The sequence below is a fragment of the Pseudomonas sp. IPO3778 genome (assembly GCF_013386825.1).
Lineage (GTDB): Bacteria > Pseudomonadota > Gammaproteobacteria > Pseudomonadales > Pseudomonadaceae > Aquipseudomonas.
The window spans coordinates 17,860-35,270 of the sequence record NZ_JACARC010000065.1 but is presented as its reverse complement, the minus strand read 5'-3'; the positions used below and the strand labels follow the sequence as shown (position 1 = coordinate 35,270).

At 58.4% G+C, this 17,411-nt stretch carries 19 protein-coding genes; 8 read left to right on the top strand and 11 right to left on the bottom strand.

The genetic code is table 11. From position 1 onward, the window contains the following. Nucleotides 1–165 precede the first annotated feature (165 nt). The 3 genes from HX855_RS28385 to HX855_RS28375 form a co-directional block, all read right to left on the bottom strand. The gene (locus tag HX855_RS28385) at nt 166–2,838 is read right to left on the bottom strand and encodes a fimbria/pilus outer membrane usher protein (RefSeq protein WP_177084023.1); all 2,673 of its coding nucleotides are present in this window, start codon (nt 2,836–2,838) and stop codon (nt 166–168) included. A 96-nt stretch (nt 2,839–2,934) separates the two neighbouring features. Further along, nucleotides 2,935–3,726: a molecular chaperone gene (locus HX855_RS28380; RefSeq protein WP_177084021.1), complete on the bottom strand. Its 792-nt coding sequence runs from the start codon at nt 3,724–3,726 to the stop codon at nt 2,935–2,937. A gap of 95 nt (nt 3,727–3,821) precedes the next feature. After that, nucleotides 3,822–4,388: a fimbrial protein gene (locus tag HX855_RS28375; RefSeq protein ID WP_177084019.1), complete on the bottom strand. Its 567-nt coding sequence runs from the start codon at nt 4,386–4,388 to the stop codon at nt 3,822–3,824. Between the two features lie 267 nt (nt 4,389–4,655). On the opposite strand from HX855_RS28375, the gene HX855_RS28370 reads away from it, so the two are divergent. Together HX855_RS28370 and HX855_RS28365 are read left to right on the top strand one after the other, a co-directional pair. Next, complete coding sequence (locus HX855_RS28370) at nt 4,656–6,200, top strand: EAL domain-containing protein (protein ID WP_177084017.1); 1,545 nt, start codon at nt 4,656–4,658, stop codon at nt 6,198–6,200. 196 nt (nt 6,201–6,396) lie between these two features. Further along, a complete protein-coding gene (locus tag HX855_RS28365) occupies nt 6,397–6,762 on the top strand; it encodes a histone-like nucleoid-structuring protein, MvaT/MvaU family (RefSeq protein WP_177084015.1) in 366 nt (121 codons plus the stop codon). 170 nt (nt 6,763–6,932) lie between these two features. On the opposite strand, the gene HX855_RS28360 is transcribed toward HX855_RS28365, so the two are convergent. Then, on the bottom strand, nt 6,933–7,469 hold the full coding sequence (locus HX855_RS28360; RefSeq protein WP_177084013.1) for a DUF4946 domain-containing protein: 537 nt from the start codon (nt 7,467–7,469) through the stop codon (nt 6,933–6,935). A 194-nt stretch (nt 7,470–7,663) separates the two neighbouring features. Between HX855_RS28360 and gloA the strand changes: the two genes are divergently transcribed. Further along, a complete protein-coding gene (gene gloA / locus HX855_RS28355; protein ID WP_177084011.1) occupies nt 7,664–8,185 on the top strand; it encodes a lactoylglutathione lyase in 522 nt (173 codons plus the stop codon). A 63-nt stretch (nt 8,186–8,248) separates the two neighbouring features. Here the strand turns inward: gloA and ahpF are convergent, their stop codons facing one another. The 3 genes from ahpF to HX855_RS28340 all read right to left on the bottom strand — a co-directional run bounded on the left by ahpF (nt 8,249) and on the right by HX855_RS28340 (nt 11,582). Next, nucleotides 8,249–9,814 (bottom strand): alkyl hydroperoxide reductase subunit F, encoded by a 1,566-nt coding sequence (gene ahpF / locus HX855_RS28350; RefSeq protein WP_177084009.1) that lies wholly within the window; start codon nt 9,812–9,814, stop codon nt 8,249–8,251. 127 nt (nt 9,815–9,941) lie between these two features. Next, nucleotides 9,942–10,505 (bottom strand): alkyl hydroperoxide reductase subunit C, encoded by a 564-nt coding sequence (gene ahpC, locus HX855_RS28345; RefSeq protein WP_003173835.1) that lies wholly within the window; start codon nt 10,503–10,505, stop codon nt 9,942–9,944. A gap of 150 nt (nt 10,506–10,655) precedes the next feature. Then, nucleotides 10,656–11,582: a site-specific integrase gene (locus HX855_RS28340; RefSeq protein WP_177084007.1), complete on the bottom strand. Its 927-nt coding sequence runs from the start codon at nt 11,580–11,582 to the stop codon at nt 10,656–10,658. 161 nt (nt 11,583–11,743) lie between these two features. On the opposite strand from HX855_RS28340, the gene HX855_RS28335 reads away from it, so the two are divergent. Next, nucleotides 11,744–12,751 (top strand): DNA-binding protein, encoded by a 1,008-nt coding sequence (locus HX855_RS28335; RefSeq protein ID WP_177084005.1) that lies wholly within the window; start codon nt 11,744–11,746, stop codon nt 12,749–12,751. Here the strand turns inward: HX855_RS28335 and gorA are convergent, their stop codons facing one another. Beyond that, the gene (gene gorA, locus HX855_RS28330; RefSeq protein WP_177084003.1) at nt 12,752–14,110 is read right to left on the bottom strand and encodes a glutathione-disulfide reductase; all 1,359 of its coding nucleotides are present in this window, start codon (nt 14,108–14,110) and stop codon (nt 12,752–12,754) included. A 103-nt stretch (nt 14,111–14,213) separates the two neighbouring features. Beyond that, a complete protein-coding gene (gene galU, locus HX855_RS28325) occupies nt 14,214–15,053 on the bottom strand; it encodes a UTP--glucose-1-phosphate uridylyltransferase GalU (protein WP_003212579.1) in 840 nt (279 codons plus the stop codon). 307 nt (nt 15,054–15,360) lie between these two features. Between galU and HX855_RS28320 the strand changes: the two genes are divergently transcribed. Then, on the top strand, nt 15,361–15,546 hold the full coding sequence (locus tag HX855_RS28320; RefSeq protein WP_010171394.1) for a hypothetical protein: 186 nt from the start codon (nt 15,361–15,363) through the stop codon (nt 15,544–15,546). Nucleotides 15,547–15,691: 145 nt separating this feature from the next. Next, complete coding sequence (locus tag HX855_RS28315; protein ID WP_003212581.1) at nt 15,692–15,976, top strand: hypothetical protein; 285 nt, start codon at nt 15,692–15,694, stop codon at nt 15,974–15,976. On the opposite strand, the gene HX855_RS28310 is transcribed toward HX855_RS28315, so the two are convergent. Then, nucleotides 15,977–16,207 carry a hypothetical protein gene (locus HX855_RS28310; protein ID WP_010171395.1) on the bottom strand — a complete coding sequence of 77 codons (231 nt, stop codon included), beginning with the start codon at nt 16,205–16,207 and terminating at the stop codon, nt 15,977–15,979. A gap of 87 nt (nt 16,208–16,294) precedes the next feature. Beyond that, the gene (locus HX855_RS28305; protein ID WP_177084001.1) at nt 16,295–16,645 is read right to left on the bottom strand and encodes a hypothetical protein; all 351 of its coding nucleotides are present in this window, start codon (nt 16,643–16,645) and stop codon (nt 16,295–16,297) included. Nucleotides 16,646–16,857: 212 nt separating this feature from the next. Between HX855_RS28305 and HX855_RS28300 the strand changes: the two genes are divergently transcribed. After that, nucleotides 16,858–17,160, top strand: a complete 303-nt coding sequence (locus HX855_RS28300) for a DUF1883 domain-containing protein (RefSeq protein ID WP_003212586.1) — start codon at nt 16,858–16,860, stop codon at nt 17,158–17,160. An 11-nt stretch (nt 17,161–17,171) separates the two neighbouring features. Then, nucleotides 17,172–17,336, top strand: a complete 165-nt coding sequence (locus HX855_RS28295) for a hypothetical protein (protein WP_177046340.1) — start codon at nt 17,172–17,174, stop codon at nt 17,334–17,336. The last annotated feature ends 75 nt before the right edge of the window (nt 17,337–17,411 follow it).

The following is a 17,411-nucleotide window of genomic DNA, read 5'->3' as shown; positions in this document are numbered from 1 at the left end:
ACAACATACTGGACGACATGCACCACACCATTCCACCCGGCCTTTTGTGCCCTTTGGGCGGCTTTGACTGCCACAACAGCCTCGTGAACATCGCGCAGCAAAAACGAATAAGCATTTTTCCATATCCCCCGAAACAGTTTGAATCGCTCAGTAAGCTCGCCATCGTCACAGCCCCGTCAGCACATGGGTGCCAGGTGCAGCGACACACTGCCCTTGCAGAAGATCGGTGTTTGCCTGACGTTCGCCCTTGATCTGCGGCGGTATCTGGTAGTTGATGTGACACTGCCCGTCAGCCGCCGAGCTCCACTTGACCAGCAGCACTCCGCTGTCCGCGATCCCCCGCACAAACGCCTTGCTGGCCTGGCCGACCACGCCCACTTCCCGGCCGTGCTCGTCGAACACCTGGGCCGCGAACGGCAGTGGCTGGCCGTTTTTCTGCGTGGCCTTGAGTACCACGGCGCGCCCACTGACCGTTTCGAAGGTGATCAAGGTCACGGCGCCCAGCGTCGGGGCCACCGTCTGGGTTGACTCCTTCAGCTCCACATCGAGGGAGGTGCCTTCGGGGTCGATTTCAACCACGTTGTTCTGGAACGCCCTGAGTGACGGCACGACGGCGTAGCCGCTGCTGTCGATACGAGTACCGCCAGCGCCGCCCAGCATCGCGCCTTCGGCATTCGGCGCATGAACCAGCGTCGAGGCCTCCCCCAGGCTTTGGGACAAGGTCATGCCACCCGCGTGAGCAACCACAGCACCATCGGCACTGAAGGACAGCTGCGAACTGTCCATGCTCTGCCCGTACCCCACCCGCACGTTGGCCGCACGCGTGCGGTAGCCTGCATAGGTATTGACGTCGCTGGAAGTGCTGTCCCCGCTGGTGCTGCGGTTAGCGGAAATCCCGTAGCTGCCCTCGGCATTTTCCCCGTACAACCCGTTGATCCCCACTTGCTGCTGAGTACCGCGGGACGAACCGGTGTCACGGGATAACGTGGTAGTGAGACTCGGCGAATTGAAATCACTGCCCAATGGCATCGACAGGGACAGCATGAAGCGATTGTCGATGCGCCCCTGTTGCGCAGTCCGCCCGAAAAACACCTCGTCTGCGAGTTCACCATCCGTCAACCGACGGGTGTCCTCGATCCGCGAGCGCTGGGCCGAAACGTTCCAGTTGAGTTTTTTCCAACTCGAGCCGTAACCCAGGGTGAACGAGGTCTGGCGCCCTTGCTGCTGGCCCCAGTAATCCACCGAGCTGCCATACAGGCTCAACGTACCGTCCCCGAGTTTCTGGCTGACCGTCACGTCAACACGACTTTTCTGACGGGCATAGCCATTGATGTCTTCGTTCCGGCGCCCGAGTTCACGCACGTTGATCGCATCAGGCAAGCTGAGAAAACCGTCCGACGAAAAACGATAGGCCCCCAGCAAGAAGTGCGTACCCGAGCTCGGCAGGTTCTTGTTGTAGCCCAGGCCAAAACTATGGCCAGACACATTGCCCTGCCCCGGTACACTCGTGCGTGAACCGCTGCCGTCCAGGGAAAAAGCCCCCAGGGGCGTATTCACCGCCACACCGACCTTGCCCTGGTTGTAACCTTCAGAAAATGAGCCGCCGCCATACAGCGTCAGCTCGTCGGTCAGGCCTCGCTGTAACGTGCCCTGGAACACCGATGGCGCCTTGCCTTCGATCCCCCGCTGTTGCACCTCGCCCAAGGTGGCGCTGTATTGGGTTGCGTCGGCACGCAGCAACTGTGGAGTCACCGAGTAAGGCACGACAAAGGTGTTCCGGCGTCCGTCCACCTCCGTCACGCTGACGGTCAGGTCGCCCCCGGAACCCGTGGCAAACAAGTCACTGATGACAAAGGGACCTGGAGCGACCTTGGTTTCATAAATGGTGTAGCCGTTCTGGCTGACCGTGACCGTGGCATTGCTGCTTGCCACACCACGAACCTGCGGCGCATAGCCTTGCTGTGATTGCGGCAACATGCGCTCGTCAGTCGCCAGGGTCACGCCACGTATGCGGACGCCATCGAGGATCTGCCCACTGCTGAAGCTGTCGCCAATGGTCAGCTGTGATTTCCAGGGCGCGATGCTGCGTTGCACGTAAGTCGCGGTATTTTGATAAGGCTGCAAGCCAGTGCGAGAGTTTTGACTCAGGGCGCCCTGGTGCCGCAAACGCCAACTGCCCAGGTTAAAGCCCGTGTTGAGCCCCAGGTAGGATCGGTCGTCTACGTTGCCCGAGGTGCGGGCCGACGTACTGAAATTGTAATTGAGCAAGCCGGCGGTGACGCCGTCATCCCAATAGGCCGGATCGACATAATCCCGGGCGGATTGCTTGAGGTAGAGCTGCGGAACGCTGGCAGACCACTCCAGCGTCGACGCATCAAAATTGCTGCTGGCCAGCGGGATCCATTGCCCCAGGTCGCCGCAGAGCGCGCCGTCCAGCCGCGGGCTGGTTTTCACGTCCAGGCCGGCGTCGCGGTCAACCTTGTCCCACGCAATACCCAACTGCTCCAGCATTTGCCGGGAAAAACAGGGCACGGCGCCACGTTTCGTATCCAGGGAGATAAAGTCGATATCGCGGCGCCCCACACGCTGACCATTGACGATGATATCAACGCGGTAAACACCAGGGCTCATGACGTTACTGGCATTGAAACGCGACATGTCCACCGTGGCCGCCGTGCCGCCGGAGAACGCCCCCAGGTCGAAGGTCGGTGTGGTCGCAAAAGCCACCTCGGAGGAAAACAATACCGCGCCGAACAGCCCGCCAAGCATCAACCTTCCAGGCTTGAAGGGCAAAACCGGGGCGCAACGGTACACCCGTAGTTGAACGTAAGTAGGCATAGTCAGGACTTCAGAAAGGGCGTTAGGGCAATCTGTTTTCAACAGCGAACGGCGCGTGCTGCCATGCAGCCGACGTCAACGGCCAGGTGTTCGCGATCACAATTGCAAGGCGGCGCGCTGAGTGGGTGAAAACGCGCCATAGTCATTGATGTACTTGAAATGCACTTCGGCGCCAGCAGGAATGACGGCCACCGCCTCGCGGATCGGCAGGCTCAGGGTACCGTGGGGCACGACCATGCCCGCCTCCACCGGGAGTACTCGCGCCCCCGGCTGTGCGCCCATGGACACGGCTATTTCATTGAACGTGACGTGATACGCCGATGGGTTCTGAACCTGCAAGACCACGCCCTTGGCATTGCGCTGCAGGCTGAAGCGCAGCTGTGTCGGCGCCTCATCTGCCTTGCCGGGCAAGCCGGTCGGCCGGAAGAACACCTTGGTGCGGATACGGAAGGCAAATTGCAGGTGATTGCGCTCACTCTCCTCCGTTGAGGGGTCAAACTCGTCAACCCGGGCGGGCACTTCCAGCACATTCAGCCAGAACAGGGACTCCCGGTCGCTGGGCAGTGGCTCCTTGTTGTAGGCCAGGCGCATGGCCTGCCCCTTTCCCGCATCCAGGCGAAAGACCGGAGGCGAAAGGCTGAAAGGAACGTCGCTCAACTCTCGAGCCTGGTGTTGATCACCGGCATCCACCCAGGCCTGCACCAGGCGCGGAGCCTGCTGGTCATCATTGCTCAGTTGGATCGTGATCTCACGGCGCTGCTCCGGATAAATCTGCCGCGTGCCGCTGATAACGACCCCGGCGCAGGCCACCTGGGCCACCTGGCTCAACCCGAGCCCCACTACAGCCCACGTCAGAAAACGGCTGAGTGTCGTTGAAAGATCGAACATTGTTTATTCCTTGATAGACAATTGTCTGCACCCGGCAATCACGCCACCGGGTGAGAACCTCAGGCAAAAGCGCCGGAGCAATCAGCCCGGCCTAATCAAGGGAAAGTAACGGAGTACTGCACGCTGGTATTGACCAGGCCCGCACCCGCTGCGCCGCCCGTGGCGATATAGCGTGCCGAGAAAGGCAAGGTCGCCAAGCCGCCGACGATGGTTGCCGGCGTGGAGTTGAGACCGGAGCGCAGGTCGATCGGCCGGTTCACGGCACCGTCGACAAGTTGTACTTCAACGTTGGTCGCCGGGGTCGCGGCTGCAACGTTACGCAAGTTACCGGTGGCCGGATTGATGTTCGGGCTGCTAGCCTCGTACAACACAGCCACAACGGTCCCGTCCGGGCACGTCGGGCTACCACCTACATACACATAGAACGGTTTTGCGCCAGCCGTTTGCCCCCCAGTCGAAAGGGCCGAGGTCTGGACGGTCGGCAGGACCACCGGGAAGTTGTTCCCCGAACCTGGCGAAACGCCAGTGCCACCGCTGATGGTGCAAGTCGTTCCCTTGACCTCGCCGGAAATGGTGATGGTGCCGTCTTCTGCAGACACGGTAGTAGCCATTACCCCGGAAGCTGCCAGTAATGCCATCGCCAATAGTTGTTTCTTCATCATCAACGTTTCCTTAATAGAATGGGCTAACGAAAGCTGTCCAAGGCAATGTGGTACTTTGGCCACAACTTCCGTAGCTTTACGTGGCGCCCACGTTGAGATTCGATCCATCCACAACTATATGTAAATATGTCAAAGCCCTTGGAGGGGCGGATCGGAACACCAGAAAGGCCCGCGCAGTGGTAAATCGCCGTTTTTTGGCCTATGTGCATGGGAATGTTATTTAACGAATTTACGCACCCTTCCCGTCTCATGCCGAAGGCAGCTGCCATGCCCTTGATTGCCAAACAACTGCGACACCGCTCCTCTCGCCTTCTGGTCACCGGGCTCTGCACGACGCTCCCGATTTTACTGGGGGTGCTCATTCTGTATTGGCAAGCCGAACGCACCCTGGAATACAGCACCGCGCAAACCGCCCAGGAGGCCGTGCGCCAGTTCGACCTGATGCTCGACAACACCGCCCTCGCCGCCCAGGAACTGCTGCCCCTGGCCGGCCACGAATGCGATAACCCGACGCAATGGGCCCTGCGTGACCAGGTCACCCGCCGGCCTTTCGTACGCGCCACGACCTTGTCCTGGCAGAAGAACATCTATTGCAGCTCACTGTTTGGCGGTAACTACTTGTCGCCGGTCAACCCTGAAGACTACGTCGACGGCCGACTCTGGCTGATGAAAGGCAACCCGGTAACACCCGACACCGCACTGCTGGTGTACCGCCTCACCGATGGGGATCGCGGCGCGTTTGCCTCCATTGATGGTTACCACCTGACCAACGCGCTGCGCCTGATCAGCCGTTATGCGCAGTTGGTGCTGCAGGTCGGCCCCAACTGGCTGTCGGCGGATGGCAAGGTGCGCAATACGCCACTGCCGGCGTTTGTCGTGGCCCACCACCACCTGGACTCCACGCGCTACCGGTACAGCGTTGAAGCCGGGATGCCGGAGGGCGAAACCTGGCGCTACATGCAAGCGCGGTATCCTGCGTTATTTGTCCTTGTGGTGTTCTTCGGCGTGATGGCAGGCATCCTCGCCCACTGGCTGCAAAAGCGCTCATCGGCGCCAACCCTCGAGTTGCAGCGGGCGCTGGTCGCCAATGAGTTTGTGCCCTATTACCAACCCATCGTCAGGGGCGACAACATTCGCCAGTGGGCTGGCTGTGAAGTGCTGATGCGCTGGAATCACCCCAAGGAAGGCCTGGTGCGCCCGGACCTGTTCATTCCCCTGGCCGAGCATTCCGGCCTGATTGTGCCCATGACCCGCGCCCTGATGCGCCAGACCGCCGAGCAATTGGCACCCCACGCCGAGCGGTTCACTCCGGGTTTTCACATCGGCGTGAACATCACCGCACGCCATTGCCACGACCTGGAACTGGTGGAAGATTGCCGCGAGTTCCTCGCCGCGTTCGCGCCGGGCCAGATCACCCTGGTACTCGAGTTGACCGAACGCGAGTTGATCGAGCCCACGGAGATCACCCGCCAGTTGTTCCAGGCGCTGCATGAAATGGGGGTGATGATCGCGATCGACGACTTCGGTACCGGCCATTCCAGCCTGGGTTATTTGCGCAATTTCAATGTCGATTACTTGAAGATAGATCAAAGCTTTGTGGCGATGATCGGTGTTGATGCACTCTCGCGGCATATACTCGACAGCATCATTGAACTGTCGGCCAAGCTGGATCTGGGCATCGTTGCCGAAGGCGTCGAAACACAAGAACAGTGCGAATATCTTGCCGCTCAAGGCGTCGATTTCCTGCAAGGTTACCTGTTTGGCAAGCCTGTACCTTCTGAAGAGTTCATTAGATTCCTGAACGGCCATTGAATAGCCATCCACTTAAGCGGAAATATTGTTAATTATACAAAAGACATGATTTACTCATGGCTCATTAACTACTACAATTTTTCCTGCCTGTGCTGAATTGGCAGGAAGGCCACTTTCGTTGAGTCGCCTTAAGGCTCTTGGCTTATCGCTTTGTTTGCAGTAGATATCAGCCAAATACATTATTGGAGTATAGATTTTGTCCAGACTCGCCGAATTTCGCGCAGCAGAAAAAGCCCTTCAAGAACAGCTTGCCCAGCTGGAATCCCTGAAGAACGACGCTGGCCTGAAGAAAGAAATCGAATTCGAAGAAAAGCTGCAAGGGCTGATGAAAACCTACGGCAAAAGCCTGCGCGACATCATCTCCATCCTGGATCCCAACTCGAGCAAGTCGGGCGCTTCCGTGGCAGCCGCACCAAAACAGCGCCGTGCACGTGTGGTCAAGGTTTATCACAACCCGCACACTGGCGAACTGATCGAAACCAAAGGCGGCAACCACCGCGGCCTGAAGGCCTGGAAAGAACAACATGGCGCGGCGACTGTAGACTCCTGGCTGCGCAGCTAATGCTTTGCAGCTAGTACAAACGCACTAAGAAAAGCCCTGCACATGCAGGGCTTTTTTGTTTACAGGCATCGATATTGAAACAAAATAGGTCAGCGGCAGTTTCAAAAGCGAACTTTAAAAAACATTTCACTTTGTTCAATTCGACTAACCGTCTGCGCTGCCTACAACGCTTAAAGTTTCAGGCTGTCACGCACTGAACTGACTTCATCCTTGCTCGATTCGTAAGCCTCAGCCTGACCCGCGTATGAAAAAACATAGGCCTTGTCTGAATCGACCGCTCCCACCAGCGTTTGCGACAGCACATGCCGACCGTTCTCGGTTATCACGCAGGTAGTTTCCAATGCCTCAAGGCGACTCAATGTTGTGGGGTGCATCTTGGTGCACACACTTTGATAACCCCCTTGGGCAAAATCTTTCTGGATGGACTTGCGCATTTCAAGCAGCACACCTTGCAGATTGACCGTGTGCCCCGCTTCGATCGGTGTGCCCGTCAACTCCATGACCATCAGGGTCGCGCCGTTTTCATCATTCTTGATCGCACGTTGCCGGGACACGGCCGAGGACTGCGCCGGGGCCTGATCATCGGGCACCACCTCCTCCACCTGCCAGCCGCTGGGCCAATGAATTTCCGGGTCGGCCGCCCATACAGCGGTACTGCCCAACAACAGGCCCAGGGTACTTAACAGCGGTGCGCGAAATCCGGTCATTGCGAAAAACACTCAAGGTTCAAGCAACAAAGTTTGGGCCCCCAGGCCCGCTGCTCGCAAGGGCTGCGTGACCTTTTTCATTTGGCGCAAGCAGCAGGGCTGCGTATCATGGACCGGCTGCACGGATGCCAGCCGCAAGCCAAGGGATCGCTCGAACTAGAGCCACGTTTGCCCCATTCTTCTCTGGAGGGCCCATGAGCCTGCACGAACTGAACACATTCCCGGGCGTCACCGCCCAACCTGACACCGCCACCTCCAACTTCGTGTTCAACCACACGATGCTGCGGGTCAAGGACATCACCAAGTCGCTGGATTTCTACACCCGCGTCCTGGGCTTTTCCCTGGTTGAAAAACGCGACTTCCCGGAAGCCGAATTCAGCCTGTACTTCCTGGCCCTGGTCGACAAAGCCCAGATCCCGGCCGACGCGGCAGCCCGTACCCAGTGGATGAAGTCGATTCCGGGCATCCTGGAACTGACCCACAACCACGGCACCGAAAACGACGCGGACTTTGCCTATCACAACGGCAACACCGACCCGCGTGGCTTTGGCCATATCTGCATTTCGGTACCGGACATCGTCGCCGCCTGCGCGCGCTTTGAAGAGTTGGGTTGCGACTTCCAGAAGCGCCTGAGTGACGGCCGCATGAAGAGCCTGGCCTTTGTGAAAGACCCGGACGCGTACTGGGTTGAAATCATTCAGCCAACGCCGCTGTAAGATTTGGCAGGCAATAAAAAACCCCATGATCACTCATGGGGTTTTTCATTTCCGGGCCTGAATTTACGCCGGGGCGGACGTGCGGATCAGGTGATCGAAAGCACTCAGGGAAGCCTTGGCGCCCTCGCCGACTGCGATCACGATCTGCTTGTACGGGACAGTCGTTACGTCACCGGCGGCAAAAACGCCTGGCAGCGACGTCTCGCCACGCGCATCGACGATGATCTCGCCACGTGGAGTCAGTTCCACAGTGCCTTTGAGCCAGTCGGTGTTGGGCAGCAAACCGATCTGTACAAAGATGCCTTCCAGGTCGATCGTCTTGAACTCACCGCTGTCGCGATCCTTGTAGGCCAGTCCGGTCACTTTCTGGCCATCACCCTTGACCTCACTGGTCAGCGCGCTGGTGATCACGTCAACGTTCGGCAGGCTGTACAGCTTGCGCTGCAACACGGCGTCGGCGCGCAGCTTGCTATCAAACTCAAGCAAGGTCACGTGGCTGACGATACCGGCCAGGTCGATGGCCGCTTCAACGCCGGAGTTACCGCCGCCGATCACCGCCACACGCTTGCCCTTGAACAGCGGGCCGTCGCAGTGCGGGCAGAAGCACACGCCCTTGGCCTTGTATTCCTGCTCGCCCGGCACACCCATTTCGCGCCAGCGGGCACCGGTGGCCAGGATCACGGTTTTGGACTTCAGGGTCGCACCGCTTTCAAAACGAATTTCGTGCAGTTCACCCGCGTTCTTCGCCGGGACCAGCGCAGTGGCGCGCTGCAGGTTCATGATGTCCACGTCGTACTGACGAACGTGGGCTTCCAGGGCGCTGGCCAATTTCGGCCCTTCGGTTTCCTGTACCGAGATAAAGTTCTCGATCGACATGGTGTCCAGTACCTGCCCGCCGAAGCGCTCAGCCGCAACACCGGTACGGATGCCTTTACGTGCAGCGTAGATAGCGGCTGCCGAACCCGCAGGGCCGCCGCCGACGACAAGCACGTCGAACGCATCTTTGGCGCTGATTTTCTCGGCGGCTTTTTCGATGCCGCTGGTGTCGAGCTTGGCGAGGATTTCTTCCAGGCCCATACGGCCCTGGCCGAAGTTCACGCCGTTCAGGTAAACGCTCGGCACCGCCATGATCTGACGATCATCGACTTCAGCCTGGAACAACGCACCGTCGATGGCGACGTGGCGGACATTCGGGTTCAACACTGCCATCAGGTTCAACGCCTGGACCACGTCCGGGCAGTTCTGGCAGGACAGCGAGAAGTAAGTCTCGAAGCTGAACTCGCCTTTAAGGGCGCGAATCTGTTCAATCACCTCGACACTGGCCTTCGATGGGTGGCCGCCGACTTGCAGCAGCGCCAGTACCAACGAAGTGAATTCATGGCCCATTGGGATGCCGGCGAAACGCAGGCTGATATCGGCACCCGGGCGGTTGATGGAGAACGAAGGCTTGCGCCCATCATTGCCATCGCTTTTCAGGGTAATCAGCGTCGAAAGGCTGGCTACGTCCTGCAAGAGGGCAAGCATTTCCTGGGATTTCGCACCGTCGTCGAGGGAGGCGACGATCTCGATCGGCTGGGTGACCCGTTCCAGGTATGACTTCAACTGAGCTTTAAGATTGGCGTCCAACATACGGGCGATTTCCTATTAATTCGGTTTATTGCAGACAAAAAAACGCCCGAGCGAATCTCGCCCGGGCGTTTTGAGGGCGGATGCAGCTTACTTAGGTGCGGTAACCCGCCCTTGGCACTTCACAGACTTAGATCTTGCCGACCAGGTCCAGGGACGGAGCCAGGGTGGCCTCGCCTTCTTTCCACTTGGCTGGGCACACTTCGCCCGGGTGAGCAGCAACGTACTGAGCGGCCTTGATTTTGCGCAGCAGCTCGGAAGCGTCACGGCCTACGCCGCCATCGTTCAGTTCAACGATTTTGATCTGGCCTTCCGGGTTGATCACGAAGGTGCCACGGTCTGCCAGGCCAGCTTCTTCGATCAGCACGTCGAAGTTGCGGGAGATGGTCAGGGTCGGGTCGCCGATCATGGTGTACTGGATTTTGCCGATGGCTGGCGAGGTGTTGTGCCAGGCAGCGTGGGCAAAGTGGGTGTCGGTGGAAACGCTGTAGATTTCGACGCCCAGTTTCTGGAATTCGGCGTAGTTGTCAGCCAGGTCTTCCAGTTCGGTTGGGCAGACGAAGGTGAAGTCGGCTGGGTAGAAGAAGACGACAGACCATTTGCCTTTCAGGTCAGCATCAGTCACGTCTACGAAGTTGCCGTTTTTGTAGGCGGTCGCTTTGAACGGTTTTACTTGGCTGTTGATGATAGGCATCGTTGACTCTCCGTCAGGTTTTGTAGAAGGGCTTAGTAAGTTGATGGGGTGAATCCTACTCACTCTCTCGGCCAATGGCTCATTGGCAAACCTCATGCTGACGATTGGTTTTCGCTATCAAGGGACTGTATTAATAGAAGAAACCTTCGATCATTCGAGTGAGGCGCGGGTCATGCCGATAAAGGGTGTCGTTTCAACATAGCGCATGGCGGATTTCATGTCTTTCCAGCCGACGTAAGTCATCAACGACTTCAAGTCCCAACCACTGCGATGAGCCCAGGTGGCAAAGCCCCGGCGCAGGGAGTGGCTGGTGTACTGATCGGCCGCAATGCCGGCGCGCTCCAGGGCCTGGCGCAACAGCGGGATCACACTATTAGGGTGCAAGCCCTCCTCGCCCAGGTGACCCCAGCGATCGATGCCGCGAAACACCGGGCCGCGCACCAGCGCCGAGGCACTGAGCCACTCGCTGTAGGCCTGGACCGGGCAGAGGCGCAGCAACGCCGGCGTCTGGTAGGTGCGGCCGAGGTTTTCCCGATCACTTTTGCTGCGCGGCAAATACAGGGTGATGCCCGAACCGGGCACCGCCTGCACGTGCTCGACAGCCAACCGGCACAACTCGTCGCTCCGAAAGCCGCGCCAGAACCCCAGCAGGATCAATGCCGCATCACGTTTGGCGCGCAGCCAGCGAGGCTGATCGCCTGCACCTCTGGCATCGCTGCCCTCCTGCTCAAGGAACTCAATCACCTGCTCCAGGTGCTGTAGCTGCAACGGCTCAGCCTGTTTTTCCTGGGCCGGGTGCACGGCACGGATACCCTTGAGGACTTTGCGCACCACCGGCGCCTTGGTTGGATCAGGAAACCCCTGACTGGTATGCCACTGGGCCAGCGCCGACAACCGCAGCTTCAACGTGTTGACCGACAGCACACCCGCGTGCGCCACCAGGTAGCGCGCCACGCTGTCGCTGGTCGCCGGCAGGAACCCACCCCAACTCACCTCGAAATGCTCGATCGCCGCCCGATAACTGCGGCGGGTGTTATCGCGGGTGGCCGCATTCAGATAACGGTCCAGCTCACTCATACCTGTACTGCCATTGGGCGTTGTCCACTTCAAAACATTCATCACACGGGATAATACGCCAATATCCCATCTGTTAAATCATCAATTTCAGGCTAAATATAATCGTGATATATTACGTATATACATACTACGTACCACAGTACTAAATCGACGGAGACACCATGGCTCGCGGCGGCATCAATAAAGCAGTAGTTCAAACGGCACGCCTGGCGATCCTCGCCCGCGGCGAAAACCCGAGCATCGATGCCGTACGCATCGAGATGGGCAATACCGGCTCGAAAACCACGATTCATCGCTATTTGAAGGAACTGGACGAAAGCGAAACCCGCCAGACCATCACTGAAGCACCCCTCGATGACGAGCTGGGCGAACTGGTGGCACGCCTGGCCCAACGCCTCAAGGAGAAGGCCCAGGAGCCTATCGACCTGGCCCTGGCGCAGTTCCAGCAACAGAAAACCGCCCTGCTCGCCCAGCTCGAAGCACTGGAAGCGACCCACCACCAACTCCAGCAACAGTTCGATATCCAGGCAGCGGCCCTGGCCGATGAAAGCGCGACCCTGCAAAGCACCCGCTCCAGCCTGCAAACCGAGCAAACCCGCAACGCCGGGCTAAGCCAGGCGTGCAGCGATTACGAGCTGCGGATCAATGACAAGGACGAGCAGATTCGCTCACTGGAAGAGAAACACCTGCATGCCCGGGACGCCCTGGAGCATTACCGCAACGCGATCAAGGATCAGCGCGAACAGGAGCAGCGCCGCCATGAAGGTCAGCTGCAGCAGGTCCAGGCAGAGCTGCGCCAGGCTCAGCAGAGCGCGATGGTGCGTCAGGACGAAATCACCCAATTGCACCGTGATAACGAACGCCTGCTGATTGAGCACCGAGTGACCGTGAAAGAGCTGAGCGCACTGCAGGAACAGGCCCGCCAGGACCGCGACCAGCAGCGTCAGTTGAGCGAACGGGTGAATGTGATCGACAGTGAGCGCACCCTGTTGCAGGAACGCTTGCGGGTCGCACAGCTGGAGAGCCAGACGCGCCAGGAAGCACTGGCCGAACACCAGCAGACCAACAAAAACCTGGAGCTGGACCTGGTCAAAGCCCAGGCCAGCATCGAGGCGCTGCGCCTGGCGGCCGTCGTTGCGACGGCACCAGAGGCAACTACCGAGGGCTGATTACTGCGCCACCGGCGTGCGCATGGTGACGAATTCTTCCGCCGCCGTAGGGTGCACGCCGATGGTTTCGTCAAAATGCTGCTTGGTCGCACCCGCCTTGAGCGCGATCGCAAGGCCCTGCACGATCTCGCCGGCGTCGGGGCCGACCATGTGGCAACCCAGGACCTTGTCGGTCTCGGCGTCGACCACCAGTTTCATCAGGGTCTTTTCCTGGCAGTCGGTCAGGGTCAGCTTCATCGGCCGGAAACGGCTTTCGAAAACCTGCACCGTGTGGCCGTCTGCACGGGCCTGCTCTTCGCTGAGACCCACGGTGCCGATATTCGGCAGGCTGAACACCGCCGTCGGGATCATCGCGTAGTCCACCGGGCGATACTGCTCAGGCTTGAACAGCCGACGCGCCACGGCCATGCCTTCGGCCAGCGCCACCGGCGTCAGCTGCACGCGACCGATCACATCACCAATCGCCAGGATCGACGGTTCGGCGGTCTGGTACAGGTCATCCACTTCGACAAAGCCGCGCTTGTCCAACTTGACCCCGGTGTTTTCCAACCCCAGGTTATCGAGCATCGGGCGCCGGCCGGTGGCGTAGAACACGCAATCGGTTTCCAGCACACGACCGTCTTTTAACGTGGCCTTGAGGCTACCGTCGGCCTGTTTGTCGATACGCTCGATATCGGCGTTGAATTGCAGGTCCAGGCCGCGTTTGGTCAGCTCTTCTTTCAAGTGCGTGCGCACCGAGCCGTCAAAACCGCGCAGGAACAGGTCGCCGCGATACAGCAGCGACGTCTGTGCGCCCAGGCCGTGGAAAATCCCGGCGAACTCGACGGCGATATAACCACCACCGACCACCAGCACACGCTTGGGCAGCGCTTTGAGGAAGAATGCCTCATTGGAACCAATGGCGTGCTCACGCCCCGGGATTTCCGGGATCTGCGGCCAGCCACCGGTGGCCACCAGAATGTGTTTGGCGGTGAAGCGCTCACCGTTGATTTCCACCTGGTGCGGGTCCACCAGCCGCGCATGCCCTTCGTGCAGGGTCACGCCGCTGTTGACCAGCAAGTTGCGGTAGATGCCATTGAGGCGGTTGATCTCGCGATCCTTGTTGGCGATCAAGGTCGCCCAGTCGAAATTGGCTTCGCCCAGGGACCAGCCAAAACCACTGGCTTGCTCGAAGTCTTCGGCGAAATGCGCGCCGTACACCAACAGTTTCTTCGGTACACAACCCACATTCACGCAGGTACCGCCCAGGTAGCGGCTTTCCGCTACCGCCACTTTGGCGCCAAAACCTGCGGCGAATCGCGCAGCGCGCACACCGCCGGAACCGGCGCCAATTACATACAGGTCAAAATCGTAGGCCATTTCACTCTCCTCGGCAGGACAACAGCATACCTGCTTACATGGGGCCGAAAAACGAAAAAGCCACCCGAAGGTGGCTTTCCCAGATCAAGCAGGCAACCGTGAATCAGTAAGCCTTGCCAGTCTTGTAGAAGTGCTCGTAGCAGAAGTTGGTTGCTTCGATGTAGCCTTCAGCGCCACCGCAGTCGAAACGACGACCCTTGAACTTGTAGGCAATCACGCAACCGTCTTTTGCCTGCTTCAGCAGGGCGTCGGTGATCTGGATCTCGCCACCCTTGCCTGGCTCGGTTTCTTCGATCAGCTTGAAGATGTCCGGGGTCAGGATGTAACGGCCGATGATCGCCAGGTTCGACGGAGCATCTTCCGGCGCCGGCTTTTCAACCATGTCGCGTACGCGGATCAGGCCATCGCCAATATCGTCGCCGGCAATCACGCCGTACTTGTTGGTTTCCTGAGGGTCGACCTCTTGAACCGCAACGATGGTGCAACGGTACTTCTGGTACAGCTTGACCATCTGGGTCAGGACGCCGTCGCCTTCCAGGTTTACGCAAAGGTCATCGGCCAGTACCACGGCGAACGGTTCGTCACCGATCAGCGGGCGACCGGTCAGGATCGCGTGACCCAGGCCTTTCATTTGGGTCTGACGGGTGTAGGAGAACGAGCACTCGTCGAGCAGTTTACGGATGCCGACCAGGTATTTTTCCTTGTCGGTGCCCTTGATCTGGTTTTCCAGCTCGTAGCTGATGTCGAAGTGGTCTTCCAGGGCGCGTTTGCCACGGCCAGTCACGATCGAGATTTCGTTCAGGCCGGCATCCAGGGCCTCTTCAACGCCGTACTGGATCAGTGGCTTGTTCACCACCGGCAGCATCTCTTTGGGCATGGCCTTGGTCGCTGGCAGGAAGCGAGTGCCGTAACCGGCTGCTGGGAACAAGCATTTCTTGATCATATGAGTCCTTACAAAGGGCTGTGCGTACGAAATTCGGCGCAGTCTAATCAGGCCGCAGTCACCTTACAATGGGTCCTGCTGGCGTTGCGATGTCAACATAGAGAAAAAATGTCGGCGTAAGTTCCGCCCGCATTCAATCAAGTACCTTCGCCGCTGTTAAAAATCGTCGACGTGTGCCGGTCATTTAAAGGGCTTCAACCTTTTTAGCACGCTTTTTGGCGATCGGCACTGACCTGCAACAACTTGCGCCGCCCCAGGCCGTTTGGCGCTATCATTGCGCCCTTGAACCAGACAACGGGATTGATAGATGTCAGAACCAAAAGGCGTGAACGGCTACCTGATCACCAAGCGAGCGGACGGCTGGCACCTGATCAACTTCCACGGTGACAGCGTTGCCGGGGCATTCGCGAGCGAAGCTCAAGCCATTGCCGTGGCTGAAGTGTTTGTGGATGAAGCCGGCCACGCGTCGAGCAAACGTCCCAAAACCAAGTAACTCCCGCAGTAACGCCAATCTAGCCTCGTTTATCGGGGCTTTTTTGTGTTTGTCTGTACCTTGATGGCGGTTCGCTATAATCTCGCCTGTAACGCCCCACGACAGTGTCAGCGCTCCCCTCCAACACCCTGATGACGACTCCTACATGAACAAGATTCTGGCACTGATTGCGGTACTGGCGCTTACGGGTGGCTGCACCACCACCTCCGACACCGTCCTGAAAAATGGCGAACAAGGCCTGGCCATCGATTGCTCCGGCGAAGCCAACTCCTGGGCCAGTTGCTATGAAAAGGCTGATGCGTCCTGCGCAGGCACCGGTTACCGGATTGTCGGCACCGAAGGCACGCCCGCCCTGAAGGAAAGCGACAAGACCCTGGGCAAGGATGTCGGCAACTACAAGACCCGTAGCGTGACCGTGGTCTGCAAATAATTACATGTGAATTTCGGCGAACTTGATGCCCAGGCCGCGAATGGTCTCGATGAGGTCGTCCAGGCGAGAAAAGGATTCGACTTCATCCTGGTCATCCACCAGGAAATAGCTGCGACCGCCGCTCTTCTTGAAGAACACGATCCACTCGCCTGTGTCCGCGGGATTTTGAATCACATGGGTCGCAGAAATATGCCCCCCTGCATGTCGCTCTCTGACTTGCTCACGTTTCATCACTGAATTTCCGAAATGACAATGCCGCTGTAGAGCGGCATTTTTTGTGGGTTATCGCCCGTTGTCGAAGGTGGGTGGCTGACCGGCTCAACCGGAAATGCAAGCCTCCCCGGCAGCCTTCACGTCACCCGGGCGAATCGGCACATTGGACATGCTCTCGTAGAGCTTGATGCTGCTGCCGCTGGAGCGTTCTTCAATTTCGAAGATCGCTGACGGATCGGCAGAGTACTTCTGCGGCACAATCACCTGAACACCATCCTTGTGAGGCTCGATCTGCGACGGCCTGCGGGTTTTGGACAGTTTCTGGACAACACACGCGGCGTATTCCTGCGGCTTTTTGCCAGAAATCACGGCCAGTGTCGGTGGGGTCTGCTTGATATCCGCCACCGAAGCACATCCACCCAACGCCAAGGCCAGAACCAACACACTCCACTTCATACAAAAACCTCCGATAAAGACCCTAGGACAGCGAGGAAGGTATTTTTCTCCCGCCCACGTTGGATTTATCCCTGATAACTCGGTAAATAACTGTTTTAAATTGTCGAAGTCGTCGACGACGGTCCGATAATAAACGTGCTGGGGCTGATAAACTCCATCTTAACCTACGTATCGTTCTGATTTTTCAGAAAAAGCCCTTCTGGAGACACCCCATGAAATTCATCCACCAGCGCGAACACCTTAATGAAGGAGACATTGTCGTCATTGAATGCTCGCAAACCTGCAACATCCGCCTGATGAGCGACGCGAACTTTCGCAGTTTCAAGAACGGTGGCCGTCATACCTACCACGGCGGCGCATTTGACAAGTTCCCGGCAAAAATCACCGCGCCGAGCACCGGTTTCTGGAACATTACCCTGGACGTCGTGACCCGCCGCGCCATCAGCGTGACCAAAAAACCGACCTTGTCCCACAAAATCCGTATCGTGCGCCGCACCAATTCTAAATTGAGCTGACAGGAATGCCCGTGACTACTACCAAATATGTGATCAAGTACAAACTCAACGGCGAGCGCCGCTTCGAATTCGCCCAACTGCAGGCCGGCAGCATCGAGGAGGCCAAGGAAGCCCTGGCGAAAATCCACGATGCCAGCGACGAAATCACCGACATCAATGTGAGCAAGGCCCTCTAATTCGAGCGCAAGCATCGGAGTGTCACGACGCTTGCGACTTCCTAGACTGGCAGCCTTTATCCGCTGCCACAGGAA